Origin of the sequence: Achromobacter pestifer, from assembly GCF_013267355.1 — a bacterium.
GTDB classification, from domain to species: domain Bacteria; phylum Pseudomonadota; class Gammaproteobacteria; order Burkholderiales; family Burkholderiaceae_B; genus Achromobacter; species Achromobacter pestifer_A.
Window position 1 is genome coordinate 5,382,203 of sequence record NZ_CP053985.1, and the last position, 17,704, is coordinate 5,399,906.

The following is a 17,704-nucleotide window of genomic DNA, read 5'->3' on the forward strand; positions in this document are numbered from 1 at the left end:
GTCAGGACGCCAGCGCCTGATCGCAGGCCAGCAGGATGCGCATCATGTGCTTTTCCACGGCGCTGATCGAAATCGCGAAACGTTCGGCGATGGCGCGGTAGCTCAGGCCTTCGTGCCGATGCAGGACGAACACGTCCAGGCTGCGGCGCGGCTGGGCCAGCAGGGCGGTTTCCAGCCTGCACAGCATCTGGCGCGCGGCGGCGACATCCAGGGTGTCGGGTTCATACAGGGAAGGGTGCGAGGCCGCGTAGTCGGCAGTGGCCGTCAGTTCGCGGCTGCGCCGCCGGTGCCAGTCGGTCGCGATATTGGCGGCCACGCGAAAGACGTAGGCGCGGTCGTTGTCGGGACGCGTCCTGTCCTTGAACTCCGCCAGCTTGATCCAGGTGTCCTGGGCGCAGTCCTGCGCGACGTCGCGCGAGCCGGTGCGCAAAGAGAGGAAACCCAGCACCTCTCGGTAATGGCGGAGAAATACATCCGTGAGCGTAGACATGTCGCCGGCGCCGGGCGCCAGATAGAGTCAAATTCGCGGCAGAGTATAAATGATAACTATTTCTATTGCCAGATGGGCGGGGGCGGATGGAAGTGACGGCGGGCAGGGCGCCCGCCGTCCGATTTCAAGCTTCGGATTGCTCGATCTCTTCCAGCGAACCCTGGATTTCCAGCCATTGCTCTTCCAGCTCGTCCATGCGCTTGCCGTGTTCGCCGTGCTCGGCCATGACCTTCTGGCGTTCGGCGCGGCGCGCGTCGGAGTACAGGTCCGGGTCGGCGATGACGGCGTCCAGCGTATGCAGCTTGGCGCGCAGCTTCTCCATCTCGGCCTCGATCTTGGCAAGCCTGGATTCCAGCGGCTTGCGCAGGGCCGATAGGCGTTGGCGCTGTTCGGCTTCGGCGCGGCGCTGGGCCTTGCGGTCCACCACCGGTTCGCCGCCTTCGGCGTTCTCGCGCGCCGCTTCGGCGCGTTCGCCGGCGTTGCGGGTGGCAAGCCAGTCCCGGTAGTCTTCCAGGTCGCCATCGAACTCCTGTACCGCGCCGTCGGCCACGATCCAGAAGCTGTCCACCGTGGTGCGCAGCAGATGGCGGTCGTGCGACACCAGCAGCATGCTGCCGCCGAAGTCCGCCAGCGCGGCGGCCAGAGCCTCGCGCGTTTCCACGTCCAGGTGGTTGCTGGGTTCGTCCAGCAGCAGCAGGTTGGGCTTTTGCCAGACGATCAGGGACAGCGCCAAACGCGCCTTTTCGCCGCCGGACATGGGGCCGACCTTGCTGGTCACCGTGTCGCCCGAAAACCCGAAGCCGCCCAGGTAGTTGCGCAGCTCCTGTTCGCGGGTCTCGGGAGCCAGGCGCGCCAGATGGGCGATGGGCGTGCTGTCCACGTCCAGCATGTCCAGCTGGTGCTGGTGGAAATAGCCGATGGCCAGCCCGCGCGAGGCGCGGCGTTCGCCGGCCTGCACCGGCAGCTCTTCGGCCAGGGTCTTGATCAGCGTGCTCTTTCCGGCGCCGTTGGCGCCCAGCACGCCGACGCGGCTGCCGGCGCGCACCATCAGCGTCACGTCGCGCAGGATGGGCACGGCGTTGCCGTCGGCATCCGTGTAGCCGGCCGACAGGTGCTCCAGGGTCAGGAGCGGATCCGGCACCTGGTCAGGCGAGGGGATGCGGATGTCGATGCCCGCTTCGGCATGCAAGGGCGCCAGCACCTGCATGCGCGCCAGCGCCTTGACGCGGCTTTGCGCTTGCTTGGCCTTGGACGCCTTGGCCTTGAAGCGGTCGATGAAGCCTTGCAGCCGGGCCGTTTCGCGGGTCTGGCGTTCGTAGGCGATATTGGTCTGACGCAGGCGCTCGGCGCGTTGCGTCAGGAAGTCGCCATAGCCGCCGCGGTAGCGCACCAGCTTGGCGTGGTCGAAATGCAGGATGGACTTGGCGACCGCATCCAGGAACTCGGTATCGTGGGAGATCAGCATGACGGTGCCGGGATAGGCAGCCAGCCACTTCTCCAGCCACAGCATGGCGTCCAGATCCAGGTGGTTGGTGGGTTCGTCCAGCAGCAGCAATTCGGACGGCGCCATCAGCGCGCGGGCCAAGGCCAGGCGCATGCGCCAGCCGCCGGAAAAACTCTCTACCGGCTGCATCCATTCGGCGGGCTTGAAGCCCAGGCCGGCCAGCAGCTGCTCGGCGCGCGAGGCCGCGCTCCAGGCGCCGGCTTCCACCAGCGCCGCTTCCACTTCGGCGATCTGCGTGCCTTGCTCGTCCGTCAGTTCGGCACGGCGCGCCTGCAATTCGCGCAGATGGGTGTCGCCGTCGATGACGAATTCGCGCGCGGGGCGTTCGTCCGCCTCGAGTTCCTGCTTGACGCTGGCGATGCGCCAGCCGGCGGGCATGGCCAGGTTGCCCGCGTCCAGGTCCAGCGTGCCGGTCAAGAGCGCGAACAGCGAGGACTTGCCCGCGCCGTTCTTGCCCACGATGCCGACGCGCTCGCCCGGATGCGCGACGAATTCGGCGCCGTCCAGCAGCACCTTGGTGCCGCGGCGCAGGGTCAATCCAGTAGCGCGTATCACAGGCTGAGTTGCTCGCGGGTAAGCAGCAGAAGCTGGTCGGAGGCTTCTTCGGTGTCCAGCCACACGGGCGACAGCTGCGGGAACGCGGCTTCGAAGAAATCGCGTTCGTGGCCGATCTCCAGCACCAGCACGCCTTCCGGCGTGAGAAAGCGCGGCGCCGCTTCCAGGATGCGGCGCACCAGGTCCATGCCGTCGTCGCCGCCGGCCAGGGCCAGCTGCGGTTCGTGGCGGTATTCCTGGGGCAGGGCGTCCATGGAGCCGCTGTTCACGTACGGCGGATTGCAGATGATCACGTCGTACAGGCGCGGCGGCAGGCTGTCGAACAGATTGCTGGCGTGCAGGTCCAGGCGGTCCGCGAGGCCGTAGTCGTCGACGTTGCGGCGCGCCACTTCCAGCGCGTCCGGCGACACGTCGACCGCGTCCACGTGGGCGTAGGGGAAGGCCAGCGCGGACAGGATGGCCAGGCAGCCGGAACCCGTGCACATGTCCAGCACGTTCTCAACGGCCAACGCGTCCTGCACCCAGGGCGAAAGACCCGAATCCAGCAATTCCGCGATGGGCGAGCGCGGCACGATGACGCGCTGGTCCACGTAGAAGCGGTGGCCGCGCAGCCAGGCCTCGTTGGTGAGGTAGGCGGCGGGCAGGCGTTCGGTCACGCGGCGGTCTATCAGTTCGAGTACGCGGTTGCGCTCTTCGCTGAGCACGCGGGCGTCCAGAAAGGGCTCCAGCGTGTCCAGCGGCAGGTGCAAGGCGTGCAGCGTCAGGTAGACCGCCTCGTCCCAGGCGTTGTCGCTGCCGTGCCCCAGCGCCACCTGGGCGCCGTTCAGGCGTGATACGCCGTAGCGGATCAGGTCGCGCAGGGTCAGCAGTTCTTGGCGGGCGGATTGGTACATGTCAGACCTTTGTATTCCCCGCCGGGCCGCCCCAAGGGGAAAAGCGCCCCCTCGGGGGGCCGAGAGCCCGCATGGCGGGCGAAGCGTGGGGGCATTTCATTAAACGAGCAGGAGGTTTTCCAGCGTGCGCCGATAAATGTTCTTCAACGGATCCAGCGAGGCCACTTCGACGCGTTCGTTGACCTTGTGGATCGTGGCGTTGCAGGGACCGAATTCGATGACCTGAGGGCAGATCTTGGCAATGAAGCGGCCGTCGGACGTGCCGCCCGTGGTGGACAGCTCGGCCGTCACGCCGGTTTCGTCGCGGATGGCCGAGACCAGCGCATCCGTCAGCGAACCGCGCGGCGTCAGGAAGGGCTCGCCACCCAGATCCCAGTCCAGCGCGTACTCCAGGCCATGGCGGTCCAGCACTTCATGCACCCGCGCCTGCAGGCTTTCCGGCGTGCTGGCGGTCGAGAAACGGAAGTTGAACAGCGCCACCGCTTCGCCCGGCACCACATTGGTGGCGCCGGTGCCCGAGTTCAGGTTGGACACCTGGAACGTGGTGGGCGGGAAGTACTCGTTGCCCTGGTCCCATTCGATGTTGACGATGTCGGCCAGTGCCGGCGCCAACTGGTGCACGGGGTTGCGCGCCAGGTGCGGGTAGGCCACGTGGCCTTGGATGCCCTTGACCGTGAGCTTGCCCGACAGCGAACCGCGGCGGCCGTTCTTGCAGGTGTCGCCCAGCACGTCGCCCGAGGTGGGCTCGCCGACGATGCAATAGTCCATCTGTTCGCCACGCGCCTTCAGCGCGTCGCAGACGATGGCGGTGCCGTCGATGGACGGACCTTCCTCGTCGGAGGTGATCAGCAAGGCGATCGAGCCGCCATGCTGCGGGTGGGCCGCCACGAATTCCTCGGCCGCCACCACGAAGGCGGCGATCGAGCTCTTCATGTCGGCCGCCCCGCGGCCGTACAGGTAGCCATCGCGCTCGGTGGGCACGAACGGATCGCTGTCCCACTTTTCGCGCGGACCCGGAGGCACCACGTCCGTGTGACCGGCAAACACGGCCAGCGGCGCCGCGCTGCCGCGGCGCGCCCACAGATTGGTGACACCGCCCTGGGCGATGGTCTCGCAGGTGAAGCCGATGCGTTCCAGGCGCGCGACCAGCGTCGCCTGGCAGTCTTCATCGGCCGGCGTGACGGACGGGCGGGCAATCAGGTCCTTGACCAGATCCAGTACGACCGACGATGGACCCACCTGCCGCTGCGCGGCTGCCTCCCCAAGGGAGGGTGCACGCCCTTCGGGCGGCCGTGCGGACGTGCTGCTCATTACGCCCTCAGCAGATCATTGATGCTGGTCTTGGCGCGGGTCTGCGCGTCGACGCGCTTGACGATGACCGCGCAAGCCAGGCTGTGCGAACCGTCGGCCGACGGCAGCGAGCCCGGGACCACGACCGAACCCGAAGGCACGCGGCCATAGGTGATCTTGCCGGTGGCGCGGTCATAGATCTTGGTGCTTTGCGACAGGAACACGCCCATGGCCAGCACCGAGTTTTCTTCGACGATCACGCCTTCCACGACTTCCGAGCGGGCGCCGATGAAGCAGTTGTCTTCGATGATGGTCGGGTTGGCTTGCAGCGGTTCCAGCACGCCGCCGATGCCCACGCCGCCCGACAGGTGCACGTTCTTGCCGATCTGGGCGCAGGAGCCGACGGTGGCCCAGGTGTCGACCATGGTGCCTTCGTCGACGTAGGCGCCGATGTTCACGTAGGAGGGCATCAGCACCACGTTGCGGGCCAGATAGGCGCCGCGGCGGGCCACGGCCGGCGGCACCACGCGGTAGCCGCCTTGCTTGAAGGCGTTGTCGCCGTACTCCGAGAACTTGAGCGGCACCTTATCGTAGAACTGCAGCGGAGCCTGGCCCATGATGGCGTTGTCGTTCAGGCGGAACGACAGCAGCACGGCCTTCTTGATCCACTGGTGCACGACCCAGTCGTCGTTGATTTTCTCGGCCACGCGCAAGCGGCCCAGATCCAGGCCGTCGATGGTGCGTTCGACCGCTTCGCGCACTTCGGCGCTGGCGTCGGTGGGCGACAGGCTGGCCCGGTTGTCCCAGGCTTGTTCGATGGTGGTCTGCAGGTCGAGAGTCATAGCGGCTCAGCTTTTAAAAGGTTGATCAAACGGAAGTATGCACAAAATGGGCGATGCGCTCGGCTGCCTGCACGCAGTCAGCCAAAGGCGCCACCAAAGCAATGCGGATGCGGCCCTGGCCGGGATTCACGCCGTGCGCCTCGCGCGCCAGGAAACTGCCCGGCAGCACGGTAACACCAGTACGGCCAAAAAGGTCGCGCACGAAGGCCGTATCCGAGCCGGGCGTGGCCGCCCACAGATAGAAGGAGGCTTGCGGACGGGACACGTCGAGCACCTTCTGCAGGATAGGCACGACGGCGTCGAATTTCTCGCGGTACAGGCGCCGGTTGTCCTTCACGTGCGCCTCGTCCGTCCAGGCCGCAATGCTGGCGGCGGACACGATGGGGCTCATGGCACTGCCATGATACGTGCGATACAGCAGAAAGCGGCCGATCAGCGCGGCGTCGCCCGCCACGAAGCCCGAACGCAGGCCGGGCACGTTGGAACGCTTGGACAGGCTGGAGAACGCCACCAGGTTGCGGTAGGTATCGCGGCCCAGGCGGCGCGCGGCCTGCAGGCCGCCCAGCGGCGGGTTGCCTTCGTCCAGGTAGATTTCCGAATAGCACTCGTCCGAGACGATCACGAAGCCATGGCGGTCGGACAGTTCGAACAGCGTTTTCCATTCGTCCAGCGACATGACGTTGCCGGCCGGGTTGCCCGGCGAGCAGACGAACACCATGCGCGTCTTCTTCCAGACGTCGTCCGGCACCTGGTTCCAGTCGCTGGCGAAATTGCGCACCGGGTCGGCGTTGACGAAGTAGGGCGTGGCGCCGGCCAGCAGGGCCGCGCCTTCGTAGATCTGGTAGAACGGGTTGGGGCAGATCACCACCGAACCGGCGGACGGGTCGATGACGGTCTGCGTGAACGCGAACAGCGCTTCGCGCGAGCCCAGCGCCGGCAGCACCTGCGTTTCCGGGTCGGGGGCCGGGATGCTGTAGCGCCGCGCTAGCCACTCCGAGATCGCCCGGCGCAGGGCAGGATCGCCCTTGGTGGACGGGTACACGGACAGGCCGGCAAGACTGTCGCGGATGGCCTGTGCGACGCGCTCGGGCGCGGCGTGTTTGGGCTCGCCGATCGACAGATTGATGGGCGTCAGACCGTCCGGCTGCTGGCTGGCCGAAGCCAGCAAAGCGCGCAGTTTTTCGAACGGATAGGGGTGTAGGGCATCGAGGCGCGGATTCATGACGCAAGATTTTAACAAGCAAGCTACAATAGCGGGCTTGGCTTAAAGCGAAGGTGGCGAAATTGGTAGACGCACCAGGTTTAGGTCCTGACGCCGTAACAGGTGTAGGGGTTCGAGTCCCCTCCTTCGCACCAACCCTATTTGGGCACTGATTTGGCTTGATGCCAACAATGTCCTGCAAGCCCCCCGGCATCCGTGCCGGGGGGCTTTTCTTTTATCTACGGCTTTGACGCCCTTCATTGAATCGCGCTCGTTGCGCCATCCACGCCAGGATTGACGCCTTGGGGGCAGGGGAGGCCTGGGAACGGCCTGCGAAATTGGTGGATCCTATCGCGGGGCCTGCCTGCGGGCTATGACGAGGTTCGGGGGCTCGGGTAGTTGCCCAAGTCACCTACCGATGGCATCAATGGCGGTCCGGCAGTGATCTTCACGCCCAGGCTCCTTCCAAGCCTGTGAGAGGGGGCTTCCACTGCGACGTGTATCAGCCAGGCGGCCAATATCGCGATCGTCGTCATGATGAACAAGGCATTCCAATCCGAGAATCCGATCGACAGCAGGAAAGCCATGCCTGTATATCCAAGAACCGGATGCACGGCGTACAAGGGGAAACTGATCTTCGCGAAAAAATCCAGGATGGGGCCACCGGACCATCCACGGGCAAAAAAGTAGAACAGGGTAAATACCAGCAGCGCGATTCCATAGGACCACACGGTCGAACTATCCCATTGATGCACTATTGCCACCCAACCGAAAACCGCGAACATGGCCGCTGCGGTTGCAAGCAATGAGCGCGATTTGAGCATTTCGCGGCCATGGTAGTTGAACGCGATGCCAATACTCATGAATGTGAGGTATGGCAGCGGGTACAGCAGGTTCGCGGCGCCGTTCCAGGCCAGCGACATCTCAATATTTGCACCATGGCTGGATGCCGCGACCGTAACAATGGCGATCAAGGCAAGCGGAGTCAGCCTCCCTGCGGCGACCCAACGCCAGACAAGCAAGATGTACAAATAGAACAACACTTCAATTTCGAGGGTCCAAACGATTCCGTCAAATTGGGGACCGCCGATCAATCCGCGAAAAAGGGACATGTTGGCGACTACATCTGATCGGGTGAACGGAAGGCGATAGTCGTTCAGGTGGGGCATCACCGACAAGACGACGAGGCTAACCGTCAGACAGATGCAGTAGGTAGGCCAGATGCGGAACAAGCGGCCCACGGCAAAAGCGGTGCGGCCATTACTCTTGCTGGCCAGTGCTGCGACCGACTGCGGGATGACGAGGCCGCTGATCAGAAAAAACAGGGATACAGCAAAAGGCCCCGGATTCAGATATCTCATTGTTTCAATCGCCCACGGCGCGTAGGCGTTGAAATAGAGCGGTTCCTCCCTGGGAACGAACCAGGGTGTGCTGCTCCCCTTTATATTGTGAAAAACCAGGACGTAATGGCCGAATAGCACGATGAGCGCGGCCAGGCCTCGAAGCGTGTTCGCGAACTCCAGCCGGCCGTGATGCGACGAAGCCATGGCATGATTCATTTTGTAATATTTGTTTCGTTATTTTTAGGGCGGGACGAGTGTAGCCTGTCTGATGACGGACTCGTTTCGTGGCGACTCATCGGACGCTGGCGGCTATCGAGCGGCTAGCCCTCCGCCCGGTTTTTTCCCCGCGCGAATGTGCGGTTTTGATATGCGTATCGTTCTTCGGTGGAAGTTTGCCGGTACACGACAGTTCGGGGAGGGCCTTTCATGGCGCTCAAGCACGCTGCATTTATGGATGTCATCGATATACGCACCCCGCATCGCGAACAGGGGGAGGCCGTCAGCGTCAGTTTGATGAAGACGGCGCACATGCAATTGCTGCAATTGGCGCTGCCCGCCGGCCACGGCCTGCCGCAACACGCGGTGGCGGGCGAAATCACTATCCATTGCGTGGCCGGCGAGGTCAGCGTGGCATTGCGCGACGGCGTGCGCCAGCTGCGCGAAAACCAGCTCGTCGCGCTAGCCGCGCATGAGCCGCACGCCTTGCAGGCCGTGAGCGATGCGACCGTGCTGGTGACAGTGCTGCACGCCCCCGCGTAGTCCCCATTTTTCTGACGCAGACGTGTTCCCTGAGAGGTGAGCCGTGCATGAGCTGTTGGCCGACTGGTGCGAAATCCTTAACCGCTTGCTGCGGGACGTGGCCAAGGCCCACGCCACGGCGCAGGCGCGCGACAACGCGCTGCGCCATGCCCACCGGCATTCCTGCCAGGCGCCGATCTGCTTCCGGATGTCGGGCGCCACGGTCAGCCACCTGGCCGAGACGCTGGATTGCGCCATCCGTGCGTCCTGCGCCCGCCAGGACAACTCCGCCTGGGTGCGGGCGCTGGACGTGGCGTACACCAAGTTCCTGCTGTACTTGATCCGCGACGTGGATCGGTGGTCCAGCGGCGGCCTGCAGGAAGTGGCGGCCTAGGGGACCGGCCGCTGGCCGGTGCATTACGGCGTTCTGGATAAACAAACAGCATTCCGGCCCGGTTCGTGCGGGCATCGTCCGCGCTTTTGCCGCCTGCGCCTTTCCGTCTAGCCAGTCCGCACGATCCCCGCGCCCGTCCTGCGACGTTACCGTGGTTGCGGCAGGGGTGCCCGCGTCCGGCTGCGCTCAAGAATTGTCAAGATTTACATTGCTTTGAAGTCGTCGTTGCCGCCCCGCGATACCGTGGCATTTTCGTTTTTCGGGGAGTCGATATGTATTCGCTTTCTAAGCGTTGCGGCGCGGAGTTCTTTGGTACGTTCTGGCTGGTATTGGGAGGCTGCGGCGCAGCGGTGCTGGCCGCCGGTTTCCCGGAACTGGGTATCGGTTTCGCCGGCGTGGCGCTGGCCTTCGGCCTGACCGTGCTGACGATGGCGTTCGCGGTGGGCCACATTTCCGGCGGGCATTTCAACCCGGCCGTCACGGTGGGCCTGGTGGCGGGCGGCCGTTTTCCCGCCAAGGAAATCCTGCCCTACGTCATTGCCCAGGTCCTCGGCGCGATCGTGGCGGCGGCGGTACTGGCCTGCATCGCGAGCGGCAAGCTGGGTTTCGATCTGAAGGGCAGCCATTTCGCGGCGAACGGCTACGGCGCCTATTCGCCGGGCAAGTACTCGATGGTGTCCGCCCTGGTGACGGAAGTCGTGCTGACCGCGGGCTTCATCTTCGTGATCCTTGGGGCGACCAGCAAGCGCGCGCCGGCCGGCTTCGCGGCGATCCCGATCGGACTGGCGCTGACGCTCATCCACCTGATCAGCATTCCGGTGACGAACACCTCGGTCAATCCCGCCCGTTCCACCGGCCCCGCGCTGTTTGTGGGCGGCTGGGCGCTGGAGCAGTTGTGGCTGTTCTGGGTCGCGCCCATCGTCGGCGCGATCGTCGGCGCCATCGCCTACCGCCTGGTCAGCGATCCCGCGCAGGAGCGTAGCTAAGCCAGGTGCTCCACCGGGCGATAATGGGGCCGAGTCTCTGATCCCGGTCCCATGAACGAATTTACGATTGTCATCAACCTTGTATTGGCCATGCTGCTGGGCGCCGCCGTCGGCGTCGAGCGGCAGTGGCGGCAGAACTACGCGGGCGTGGTCACGCATGCGCTGGTCTCGCTGGGCGCGGCCGCCTATACCGCCTTGCCCGCGTTGCTGGATGCCGGCAACGACATGCGCCTGGGCAGCCAGGTGGTGACGGGCATCGGCTTTCTGGGCGCGGGCCTGATCATGCGGGACGGCCTGACCATACGCGGCCTGAGCGCGGCCGCCACCATCTGGGCCACCGGTGCGGTGGGCGTGCTGGCGGGCTATGGCTTTCTTGCCGAAGCCAGCGCGGTGACGGCGCTGATCCTGGTGACCAACGTGCTGTTGCGGCGCGGCGCCAGGCTGGTGGACCGCTACGTGCCCGAGGCGGAAACCGAAGAGCGTTACTACAACATCGCCTTGACCTGCGCGTCCACGGACGAAGCCCTGGTGCGGGCCGAACTGCTGAACGCCCTGGGCAAGCACAGCCTGCGCCTGCGCGGCGTGGAAAGCCAGCAGCGCGACGGCGGCCGTTCCGAGGTGACCGCGGTGGTCTATTCCATGCGCCAGGAGGACGAGCGGGTCGAACAGCTGGTGGGCAGCCTCAGCCTGCTGCCGCAGACCTACTCGGCCAGATGGACTTCCGACACCGGCAATGCATGATGCGCGCCGGAATCAGGACACCGTAAGTCCGATTTCAATACGCTTGCGCACCTTCTTCCAGATGACGAGCGTATTCCGTGACGACACCGATTTCTCCCGCCGCGCCTGTCGGTCTTGCGCACTATGACCGGGCCACCATCGCCTTTCATTGGCTGACGGCGGCGCTGGTGGTGGGCTTGTTCGCGCTGGCCGAAATCTGGAGCTTCCTGCCGCGCGGCACGCCCACGCGGCGTTTGCTGCAGCACCTGCACATTTCGTTCGGACTGCTGTTTGCCGCCGTGTTCGTGCTGCGCGCCGTCTGGCGCCTGAGCGCGGGCCGTCGTCTGCCGCCGGCCTCCGCGGGCTGGCTGCGCGCAGCTAGTACAGGCGTACATGGATTGCTGTACCTGCTGATGGCGGCGCAGATCGTGCTGGGCTTCCTGTTCCGCTGGGCGCAGGGCGAGCCGTTCGCGTTCTTCGGCCTGTTCGACGTGCCCACGCTGATCGCCATCGATCACGAGCAGCGCCGCTTCATCGGCGGACTGCACGACACCGTTGCGTGGTGCATCATCGTCCTGGCGCTGCTGCATGCGCTGGCCGGGCTCTTCCACCACTACGTCCTGCGCGACGGGGTGCTGCGCCGCATGCTGTCCAGCCGCTGAGGAGCGCGCGGCGAGAGGGGGGGTGAAAGGCGGGCCGGGCAGGTTGTACATTACGCACTATCACTGCCTTACTTCCACAGGATGTACCCATCATGACCGCCCTTGAAGTGTCTATCTCCTCCTCGATCAGCTGCGCGAACGATCGCCCCTTCGTGCTGTTCGGCGGCATCAACGTGCTGGAATCCAAGGAACTGGCGCTGCGCGCCTGCGAGGAGTACCAGCGCGTCACGCGCAAGCTGGGCATCCCGTACGTATTCAAGGCCTCCTTCGACAAGGCCAACCGTTCGTCCATCCATTCCTATCGCGGTCCGGGGTTGGAAGAGGGCATGAAGATCTTCGAGGCGGTCAAGAAGGAATTCGGCGTGCCCGTCATCACCGACGTGCACGAGCCGTGGCAGGCCGCCACCGCGGCCGAGGTTGTGGACATCCTGCAGCTGCCGGCCTTCCTGGCCCGGCAGACGGACCTGGTGGTGGCGCTGGCCAAGACTCAGCGCATCATCAACATCAAGAAGCCGCAGTTTCTCAGCCCGGCCCAGATGCTGAACATCGTCGAGAAGTTCACCGAGGCCGGCAACGAAAAGCTCATCCTGTGCGACCGCGGCACCAGCTTCGGCTATGACAATCTGGTTGTAGACATGCTAGGGTTTGGCGTGATGAAGAAAGTGTCCGGCAACCGGCCGCTCATATTCGACGTCACGCATGCCTTGCAGCAGCGCTCGGCGCTGGATGCCGCATCGGGCGGCCGCCGCGAGCAGGTGGCCGAACTGGCGCGCGCAGGCATGGCGGTGGGACTGGCCGGGCTGTTCCTGGAAGCCCACCCCGATCCCAAGAACGCGAAGTGCGACGGCCCCAGCGCCTTGCCGCTGGACAAGCTGGAGCCCTTCCTGACCCAACTGAAGATGCTGGACGACCTGGTGAAGTCCTTTGCCCCTATCGACATCGAACCCTGAATCCCGCGGTCATATTGGCTGCGCAAAGTTGTTATACGATCCGGGCCAAACATTGGGGAGGCCTGGATGTCTTTGTATGTGATCGTCGCCGTTCGAAAAGAGCCCGTCAGCGGGCATGTGGCCTATGTGCGCTGGGGCCAGGCCGAACGCGGCGTCCCCGGCTGGGTCACCGAGCCGGTGACGGCGGCGGCATCCGAAGTCATCGAAGCGATCAAGGACGGAGCGGAAGTGGAAACCGCCATCAGCCAGGACGGCATGAGCGTGGCGCTGCGGCCGGTGCGCGTGCTGGTCGATGACGACGGACGCGAACATCTCGCTTCCGCGCCCGTTCCCAGCTCCACCTTGCACACGCTCTTCGACCTGCCCGAATTCTGATCCGGACAGGCCGGCTGGCGCCTAGCGGCGGCCCTGCGCGAAATTGAGCAGGGCGTCTCCGGCCATTCGGTAGCGCACCCATTCATCCTGCGGCAGCGCGCCGATCGACTTGTAGAAATCGATGGCGGGCGTGTTCCAGTCCAGCACGCTCCATTCCAGCCGGCCGCAGCCATTGGCCACTGCTTCTTGCGCCAGGTGGCGCAACAGGTCGCGGCCCGCGCCGATGCCGCGTTGCTCCGGCGTGATGTACAGGTCTTCCAGGTAGATGCCGTTCTTGCCCAGCCAGGTCGAATAGCTGTAGAAGTAGACGGCGTAGCCGATGGGCTTGCCGTCCAGCAGGCACATCAGGGCCTTGGCCGGCGCGTTTTCGGCGAACAGGGTGCGTTCGACATCCTCGGGGCTGGCGATCACTTCATGGGCGGCGCGCTCGTACACGGCCAGCTCGGTGATGAACGCATGGATCTGGGCCGCATCCGTAGCGACGGCCGGACGAATTTCGATAGTCACGGGTACTTCCTACTACTGCTTTTGGGGGGCCTTATCCTACCCGCGAATCGGGCAGAGCGCATTTTCGTCCGGCGAGTCCATTTCGGGAATACCCTTACTTGCGCACGGAGCGCCCGGGGGCGATTCTTGAAAGCGTTCTGCCCTCGAGTCCAATGCGTACAACAGGGGACATCTCCCATGCCTGAACCTGGCTCCGCCGCCAGCACGCCTGCCGCAAGCCGTAAAAGGCGTCGCCTGTCCTGGATCTGGCTGGTGCCCATCATTGCAGCCTTGGGCGGGCTGATTTTGGTGGTGCGTGTCTGGATGGAAGCGGGCCCCACCGCTACCATCAGCTTCCAAACCGCCGAAGGGCTGGAGGCCGGCAAGACCCAGGTCCGCTACAAGGAAGTCGTGGTCGGCGTGGTCGAACGCGTGGCCTTGAATTCAGATCGTTCGGGCATCGTCGCGACCGTGCGCATCAACAAGGACGCCGCCAGCCTGTTGCAGGAAGAGACCGTGTTCTGGGTGGTCCGGCCCAGGCTGACACTCAGCGGCGTGTCGGGACTGAGCACCTTGTTCTCCGGGGCCTATATCGGCGTGGACCCGTCCGACCGGTTCCGCCAGGAAGGCGAGAGCCGCGCCTCCAAGCACAGCTTCGTCGGCCTGGAGACCCCGCCAGAGGTGGCGCAGGACCGCGCCGGCAAACGCTACACGCTCAAGGCCCACGACCTGGGCTCGCTGGACATAGGTTCACCCGTCTACTTCCGACGCATCGCGGTGGGCGAGGTGGTGGCCTACCACCTGGACAGCAGCGGCGAAGGCGTCAACGTGCAGGTATTCATCGATGCGCCCAATGACGATTTCGTCAACAGCGCCACGCGCTTCTGGAATGCCAGCGGCGTGGATTTCAGCGTCGATGCGCGCGGCCTGCAAGTGCGCTCGCAGTCCCTGCTGTCCGTGATCGTGGGGGGCGTCGCGTTCGACACCATCGAGCAGCACGCGCACGTGGCGGCCAAGGCCGATGCCGAGTTCACCATCTTCCCGTCGGAAGGCGCCGCCCGCGCCCAACCTGATGGCATGCCGCTGCACATCCGCATGCGCTTTGACCAGTCGGTCCGGGGGCTGGTGGTCGGCGCGCCCATCGACGCCTATGGCGCGGCCATCGGCCAGGTGGACTCCATCCGCCTGGAATTCGATCCGGCGATCAAGCAGTTCTACGCGCTGGTCGGAGCCACCGTCTACCCCGAGCGCCTGGGCGCGCAGACGGTCGAGGAAATCAAGGAATACTCGGGCTCGACGCTGGAGCATCCCAATGGCAAGCTGCTGGCCGCCCTGATCCAGCAGGGCCTGCGCGCGCAGTTGCGCATCGGCAACTTGCTGACCGGCCAGTTGTACGTCGCCATGGCGGTGTTCCCGGACGCCAAGCCGGTGACGTTCAAGATGGAAGAGGATCCGTTCATTCCCACCGTGCCGAACAACCTGGATCAGTTGCAGCAGCAGATCAACAGCATCCTCACCAAGCTGGATCGGGTGCCGTTCGAAGGGCTGGGCGCCGATCTGGGGCAGTTGCTGCGCGCCACCTCCAGCCTGATGAAGCGGCTGGATACCCGCCTGGCGCCCGAGGCGCAAGCCATGCTGCGCCAGGCCAGCAAGTCCCTGGCCGCCGTGGGCGGGGTGCTGAGTCCCGACGCTGGCCTGCCGGTCAATGCCAATGCGGTCTTGCAGGAACTGTCGCGGGCGGCCCGGTCGCTGCGGGAGCTGTCGGACTATCTGCAGGCGCATCCGGAGTCGCTGCTGCGGGGCCGCGCGCCGGATGCCCAGTACCAGCGCCAGCCGGCGCGCTAGGCTAGGATGCGAGCCACTGCGCGATCTGGCGGGCGCTGGTTTGCGCGTCCGTGCTCGAGGTGTCCAGCACCAGGTCGCTGAACGGACGCGCGGCATAGCCTTCGAGGTACATCTGCGCGATGCGCTGCCGTTCCCATTCGGTCAGGACGCGTCCGCCCCGGTCCGATTGGGCGGCCGCGAGCGTGGGAGCCAGGGTCACCACGCGCAAGCGGGCGCCGCGCCGCTCACACGCAGCCAGGATCTGCCCGTAGCTGTCCTGCTCCAAGGGGTAGGCGATGACCAGATGGAGGTCCTGCGCCTCGGCGATCAGCCTGGCGAGGCGCGCCAGCGCCAGCGCCCATTGCTCGGTGTGCGGCAGATGGCTGGGAGCGTCGTGGTCATCGCCGTCGATGAAGCGCGCAGCGGGCAGCAGGGCGGCCAAGGCGGCTCCGACCGTGGACTTGCCGCTGTTGATCGGGCCGTTGAGATGGATGACGGTGGTGTCAGGCGTTGAGATGGCTGTTCCTTTCGGTGCGGGCGGGCGCGCAGGCGTCCGCGCCGGCCGAATCAGAACAGGCATTGTCGCAAAGCGAACTTGCGGCCGAAAGCGCGGACTTCATCGCCGTCCACGGACGCCGCCAGGTCCCAGCGGTCGCCGCGCGTCACCAGGAAGGAACGGCCGGTGACGGCGTGGCGCAAGGCGAATTGCCAGAAGGCGGCCTCGGAGCCCACGGGTTCGAGGTCGTGCGGTCCGATCAGGAGCCGGATGGGGCGGGGCGTCGCCCCCAGTGTCCAGCGCAGGGCGATACCCAGGAACGCAAACCGCGCCGAAAGCGACGAAGGCTGGACGGTCAGCACGCGGATTCTGTTGATCATGGCCAGGACCCCTTGCAGATAGATCCCAGCGTAGCAAAAGCGGTTCAGGCCTTCCATACCGCCTTTGGCGGAAATTGGCGGGCCCGGCCGGGTGCTATTTCTGGATGGCGCCCGGCGCCTGGCCGCGGGTGATCCGGCCAAGCAACAGCAGGGCGCCGGCTGGCGCCAGCGCGAACGCCGCGAACAACCATTGCGCGGCATGCTGCGCGCCCGCGACGCCGCCCGGATCCGCCAGGCCCGCGCTGTTGGTGATGACGCCGGCCAGCGCCGCCGTCAACGCCGTCGCGTACAGTTGCACGGTGGTGATGGACGAGGAGGTCAAGGTTTCCTCGCCGGCAGGCGCCGCGGTGAAGATGCGCGTCAACAGGTGCGGCCAGCTCAGGCCGATGCCGAAGCCCACGCCGGCCAGCGCCAGCACATAAACCGCCAGGCCGGGGTAGGACTGCAACTGCGTGGCGCGCGGCGTCATATAGGCCAGGGCGGCCAGCGAGGCCAGGATCACCACGGGGCTCAGGCGCACCAGGACATTGGCGGCCAGGCCGCTGCGGGTGGCGCTGGGCATGGCCGCCAGGGTCCAGCCTGCCGCCATGGCGGCGGTCATGTAGCCGGCCGCCAAGGGCGTCATGCCATGGATGACTTGCAGGAAGTACGGCACGAAGATTTCGGTGGTGATGGCGGCCACCACCAGGCACATCACCGCGTACAGCGCGCCCAGCGGCTTGGCGATCGAATAGGCGCCGGTAGGCAGCAGCCGCTTCGCGGCGCGCTGGTCCACCGCCGCGATCAGCGCGGCGATGGCCAGCCCGGCGGCAATGCCCGCCAGATTCCAGCGCAGGTCCGTCGACAGACTGGCCAGCGTGATGGCGAGCACGCTGGCCACCAGCAGGCCCAGCGTGATCACGGGCAGCGGGCTCGGCCGCGAGGGCGGGACCGATTCCTTGCCGCCGACCTTGAGAGCCACGATCGCCGCCAGCCCGGCCGCCACGGGCAGCAAGGCCCAGAACGCCAGCCGCCAATGCCCGGTCTGGGCGAAGACGCCGCCGATGGCCGGGCCGCACAGGGTGGCGACGCCCCACATGCCCGACACCAGGGCCATCGCGCGCGACCAGAGGGGCGCCTCGAACACCAGGCGGATCAGGGCATAGCTGAGCGCAAACAGGATGCCGCCGCCCAGGCCCTGGATGCTGCGTCCGGTCAGCAGCGCCGGCATGCTCGGCGCCAGCGCGCAAACCACCGATCCCGCGGTGAACACCGCGACCGCAAGCAGGTAGGCCGCGCGCGGCCCCAGCGTTTCGATCAGCCTGGCGGACAGCGCCGACCCGACGATGGAAGTGACAACGAACAGCGTGGTGTTCCAGGCGTAGTACTCCAGCCCGCCGATGTCCTTGATGACGCTGGGCAGGATGGTGGTGACGATGTAGACGTTGATGGCGTGCAACGCCACCCCGCCCGCCAGCGCGATGGAGCGCAGGGCATTGGTTCCGTGCAGCAGATCTGCCCAGGACGCGCTTGATACATGGGTGGTGCCGGTGCTCACGCGGTCTTCCGCCTTTTGAGAGAAATTATTTAAACAAG

The 17,704-nt window shown here is 65.6% G+C and carries 19 protein-coding genes and 1 tRNA gene; 9 read left to right on the forward strand and 11 right to left on the reverse strand.

Going from position 1 to position 17,704, the window contains the following annotated elements:
• Position 1 precedes the first annotated feature (1 nt).
• The 6 genes from FOC84_RS25530 to dapC all read right to left on the reverse strand — a co-directional run bounded on the left by FOC84_RS25530 (position 2) and on the right by dapC (position 6,796).
• Complete coding sequence (locus tag FOC84_RS25530; protein WP_173147171.1) at positions 2–490, reverse strand: RNA polymerase sigma factor; 489 nt, start codon at positions 488–490, stop codon at positions 2–4.
• Between the two features lie 124 nt (positions 491–614).
• Positions 615–2,549, reverse strand: coding sequence for an ABC-F family ATP-binding cassette domain-containing protein (locus FOC84_RS25535; protein WP_173147172.1), 1,935 nt, complete (start codon positions 2,547–2,549; stop codon positions 615–617).
• Complete coding sequence (prmB, locus tag FOC84_RS25540) at positions 2,546–3,442, reverse strand: 50S ribosomal protein L3 N(5)-glutamine methyltransferase (protein WP_173147173.1); 897 nt, start codon at positions 3,440–3,442, stop codon at positions 2,546–2,548. The genes FOC84_RS25535 and prmB overlap by 4 nt, the downstream gene beginning before the upstream one ends.
• Positions 3,443–3,541: 99 nt before the next feature.
• Positions 3,542–4,753, reverse strand: a complete 1,212-nt coding sequence (dapE, locus tag FOC84_RS25545; RefSeq protein WP_438800846.1) for a succinyl-diaminopimelate desuccinylase — start codon at positions 4,751–4,753, stop codon at positions 3,542–3,544.
• A complete protein-coding gene (dapD, locus tag FOC84_RS25550; RefSeq protein WP_173147174.1) occupies positions 4,753–5,574 on the reverse strand; it encodes a 2,3,4,5-tetrahydropyridine-2,6-dicarboxylate N-succinyltransferase in 822 nt (273 codons plus the stop codon). Before dapD ends, dapE begins: the two co-directional genes overlap by 1 nt.
• A 25-nt stretch (positions 5,575–5,599) precedes the next feature.
• Positions 5,600–6,796 (reverse strand): succinyldiaminopimelate transaminase, encoded by a 1,197-nt coding sequence (dapC, locus tag FOC84_RS25555; protein WP_173147175.1) that lies wholly within the window; start codon positions 6,794–6,796, stop codon positions 5,600–5,602.
• A 47-nt stretch (positions 6,797–6,843) separates the two neighbouring features.
• Here dapC and FOC84_RS25560 point away from each other — a divergent pair.
• Positions 6,844–6,930, forward strand: a tRNA-Leu gene (locus FOC84_RS25560).
• A gap of 216 nt (positions 6,931–7,146) precedes the next feature.
• Here FOC84_RS25560 and FOC84_RS25565 read toward each other — a convergent pair.
• Positions 7,147–8,322 carry an acyltransferase family protein gene (locus FOC84_RS25565; protein ID WP_173147176.1) on the reverse strand — a complete coding sequence of 392 codons (1,176 nt, stop codon included), beginning with the start codon at positions 8,320–8,322 and terminating at the stop codon, positions 7,147–7,149.
• Positions 8,323–8,568: 246 nt separating this feature from the next.
• On the opposite strand from FOC84_RS25565, the gene FOC84_RS25570 reads away from it, so the two are divergent.
• From FOC84_RS25570 to FOC84_RS25600, 7 genes are all read left to right on the forward strand, one after another.
• Entirely contained in the window at positions 8,569–8,877 is a 309-nt protein-coding gene (locus FOC84_RS25570) for an AraC family ligand binding domain-containing protein (protein ID WP_173147177.1), read from the forward strand.
• A 43-nt stretch (positions 8,878–8,920) separates the two neighbouring features.
• A complete protein-coding gene (locus FOC84_RS25575; protein WP_173147178.1) occupies positions 8,921–9,250 on the forward strand; it encodes a hypothetical protein in 330 nt (109 codons plus the stop codon).
• Positions 9,251–9,522: 272 nt separating this feature from the next.
• Positions 9,523–10,236: an aquaporin Z gene (aqpZ, locus tag FOC84_RS25580; RefSeq protein ID WP_173147179.1), complete on the forward strand. Its 714-nt coding sequence runs from the start codon at positions 9,523–9,525 to the stop codon at positions 10,234–10,236.
• Between the two features lie 51 nt (positions 10,237–10,287).
• Positions 10,288–10,977, forward strand: coding sequence for an MgtC/SapB family protein (locus tag FOC84_RS25585; RefSeq protein WP_173147180.1), 690 nt, complete (start codon positions 10,288–10,290; stop codon positions 10,975–10,977).
• Between the two features lie 77 nt (positions 10,978–11,054).
• Positions 11,055–11,618, forward strand: a complete 564-nt coding sequence (locus FOC84_RS25590; protein ID WP_173147183.1) for a cytochrome b — start codon at positions 11,055–11,057, stop codon at positions 11,616–11,618.
• A 92-nt stretch (positions 11,619–11,710) separates the two neighbouring features.
• Entirely contained in the window at positions 11,711–12,568 is an 858-nt protein-coding gene (gene kdsA, locus FOC84_RS25595; protein ID WP_173147185.1) for a 3-deoxy-8-phosphooctulonate synthase, read from the forward strand.
• 66 nt (positions 12,569–12,634) lie between these two features.
• Positions 12,635–12,943 (forward strand): carbohydrate isomerase, encoded by a 309-nt coding sequence (locus FOC84_RS25600; RefSeq protein ID WP_173147186.1) that lies wholly within the window; start codon positions 12,635–12,637, stop codon positions 12,941–12,943.
• A gap of 21 nt (positions 12,944–12,964) precedes the next feature.
• Here the strand turns inward: FOC84_RS25600 and FOC84_RS25605 are convergent, their stop codons facing one another.
• Entirely contained in the window at positions 12,965–13,450 is a 486-nt protein-coding gene (locus FOC84_RS25605) for a GNAT family N-acetyltransferase (protein ID WP_173147189.1), read from the reverse strand.
• Between the two features lie 177 nt (positions 13,451–13,627).
• Here FOC84_RS25605 and FOC84_RS25610 point away from each other — a divergent pair, with 177 nt between their 5' ends.
• Positions 13,628–15,274, forward strand: coding sequence for an intermembrane transport protein PqiB (locus tag FOC84_RS25610; RefSeq protein WP_173147191.1), 1,647 nt, complete (start codon positions 13,628–13,630; stop codon positions 15,272–15,274).
• 1 nt (position 15,275) lies between these two features.
• Here the strand turns inward: FOC84_RS25610 and FOC84_RS25615 are convergent, their stop codons facing one another.
• From FOC84_RS25615 to FOC84_RS25625, 3 genes are all read right to left on the reverse strand, one after another.
• The gene (locus tag FOC84_RS25615) at positions 15,276–15,695 is read right to left on the reverse strand and encodes a shikimate kinase (protein ID WP_254241780.1); all 420 of its coding nucleotides are present in this window, start codon (positions 15,693–15,695) and stop codon (positions 15,276–15,278) included.
• Between the two features lie 125 nt (positions 15,696–15,820).
• On the reverse strand, positions 15,821–16,129 hold the full coding sequence (locus tag FOC84_RS25620; RefSeq protein ID WP_173147193.1) for a hypothetical protein: 309 nt from the start codon (positions 16,127–16,129) through the stop codon (positions 15,821–15,823).
• Positions 16,130–16,223: 94 nt separating this feature from the next.
• Entirely contained in the window at positions 16,224–17,666 is a 1,443-nt protein-coding gene (locus tag FOC84_RS25625; RefSeq protein WP_173147195.1) for an MFS transporter, read from the reverse strand.
• Positions 17,667–17,704: the final 38 nt, after the last annotated feature.

Coding starts and splice junctions, on each gene's coding strand:
- FOC84_RS25530 (WP_173147171.1), bottom strand. CDS start 490: ATGTCTACGCTCACGGATGTATTTCTCCGCCATTACCGAGAGGTGCTG.
- prmB (WP_173147173.1), bottom strand. CDS start 3,442: ATGTACCAATCCGCCCGCCAAGAACTGCTGACCCTGCGCGACCTGATC.
- dapE (WP_438800846.1), bottom strand. CDS start 4,753: ATGAGCAGCACGTCCGCACGGCCGCCCGAAGGGCGTGCACCCTCCCTT.
- dapD (WP_173147174.1), bottom strand. CDS start 5,574: ATGACTCTCGACCTGCAGACCACCATCGAACAAGCCTGGGACAACCGG.
- dapC (WP_173147175.1), bottom strand. CDS start 6,796: ATGAATCCGCGCCTCGATGCCCTACACCCCTATCCGTTCGAAAAACTG.
- FOC84_RS25565 (WP_173147176.1), bottom strand. CDS start 8,322: ATGGCTTCGTCGCATCACGGCCGGCTGGAGTTCGCGAACACGCTTCGA.
- FOC84_RS25570 (WP_173147177.1), top strand. CDS start 8,569: ATGGATGTCATCGATATACGCACCCCGCATCGCGAACAGGGGGAGGCC.
- aqpZ (WP_173147179.1), top strand. CDS start 9,523: ATGTATTCGCTTTCTAAGCGTTGCGGCGCGGAGTTCTTTGGTACGTTC.
- FOC84_RS25585 (WP_173147180.1), top strand. CDS start 10,288: ATGAACGAATTTACGATTGTCATCAACCTTGTATTGGCCATGCTGCTG.
- kdsA (WP_173147185.1), top strand. CDS start 11,711: ATGACCGCCCTTGAAGTGTCTATCTCCTCCTCGATCAGCTGCGCGAAC.
- FOC84_RS25600 (WP_173147186.1), top strand. CDS start 12,635: ATGTCTTTGTATGTGATCGTCGCCGTTCGAAAAGAGCCCGTCAGCGGG.
- FOC84_RS25610 (WP_173147191.1), top strand. CDS start 13,628: ATGCCTGAACCTGGCTCCGCCGCCAGCACGCCTGCCGCAAGCCGTAAA.
- FOC84_RS25620 (WP_173147193.1), bottom strand. CDS start 16,129: ATGATCAACAGAATCCGCGTGCTGACCGTCCAGCCTTCGTCGCTTTCG.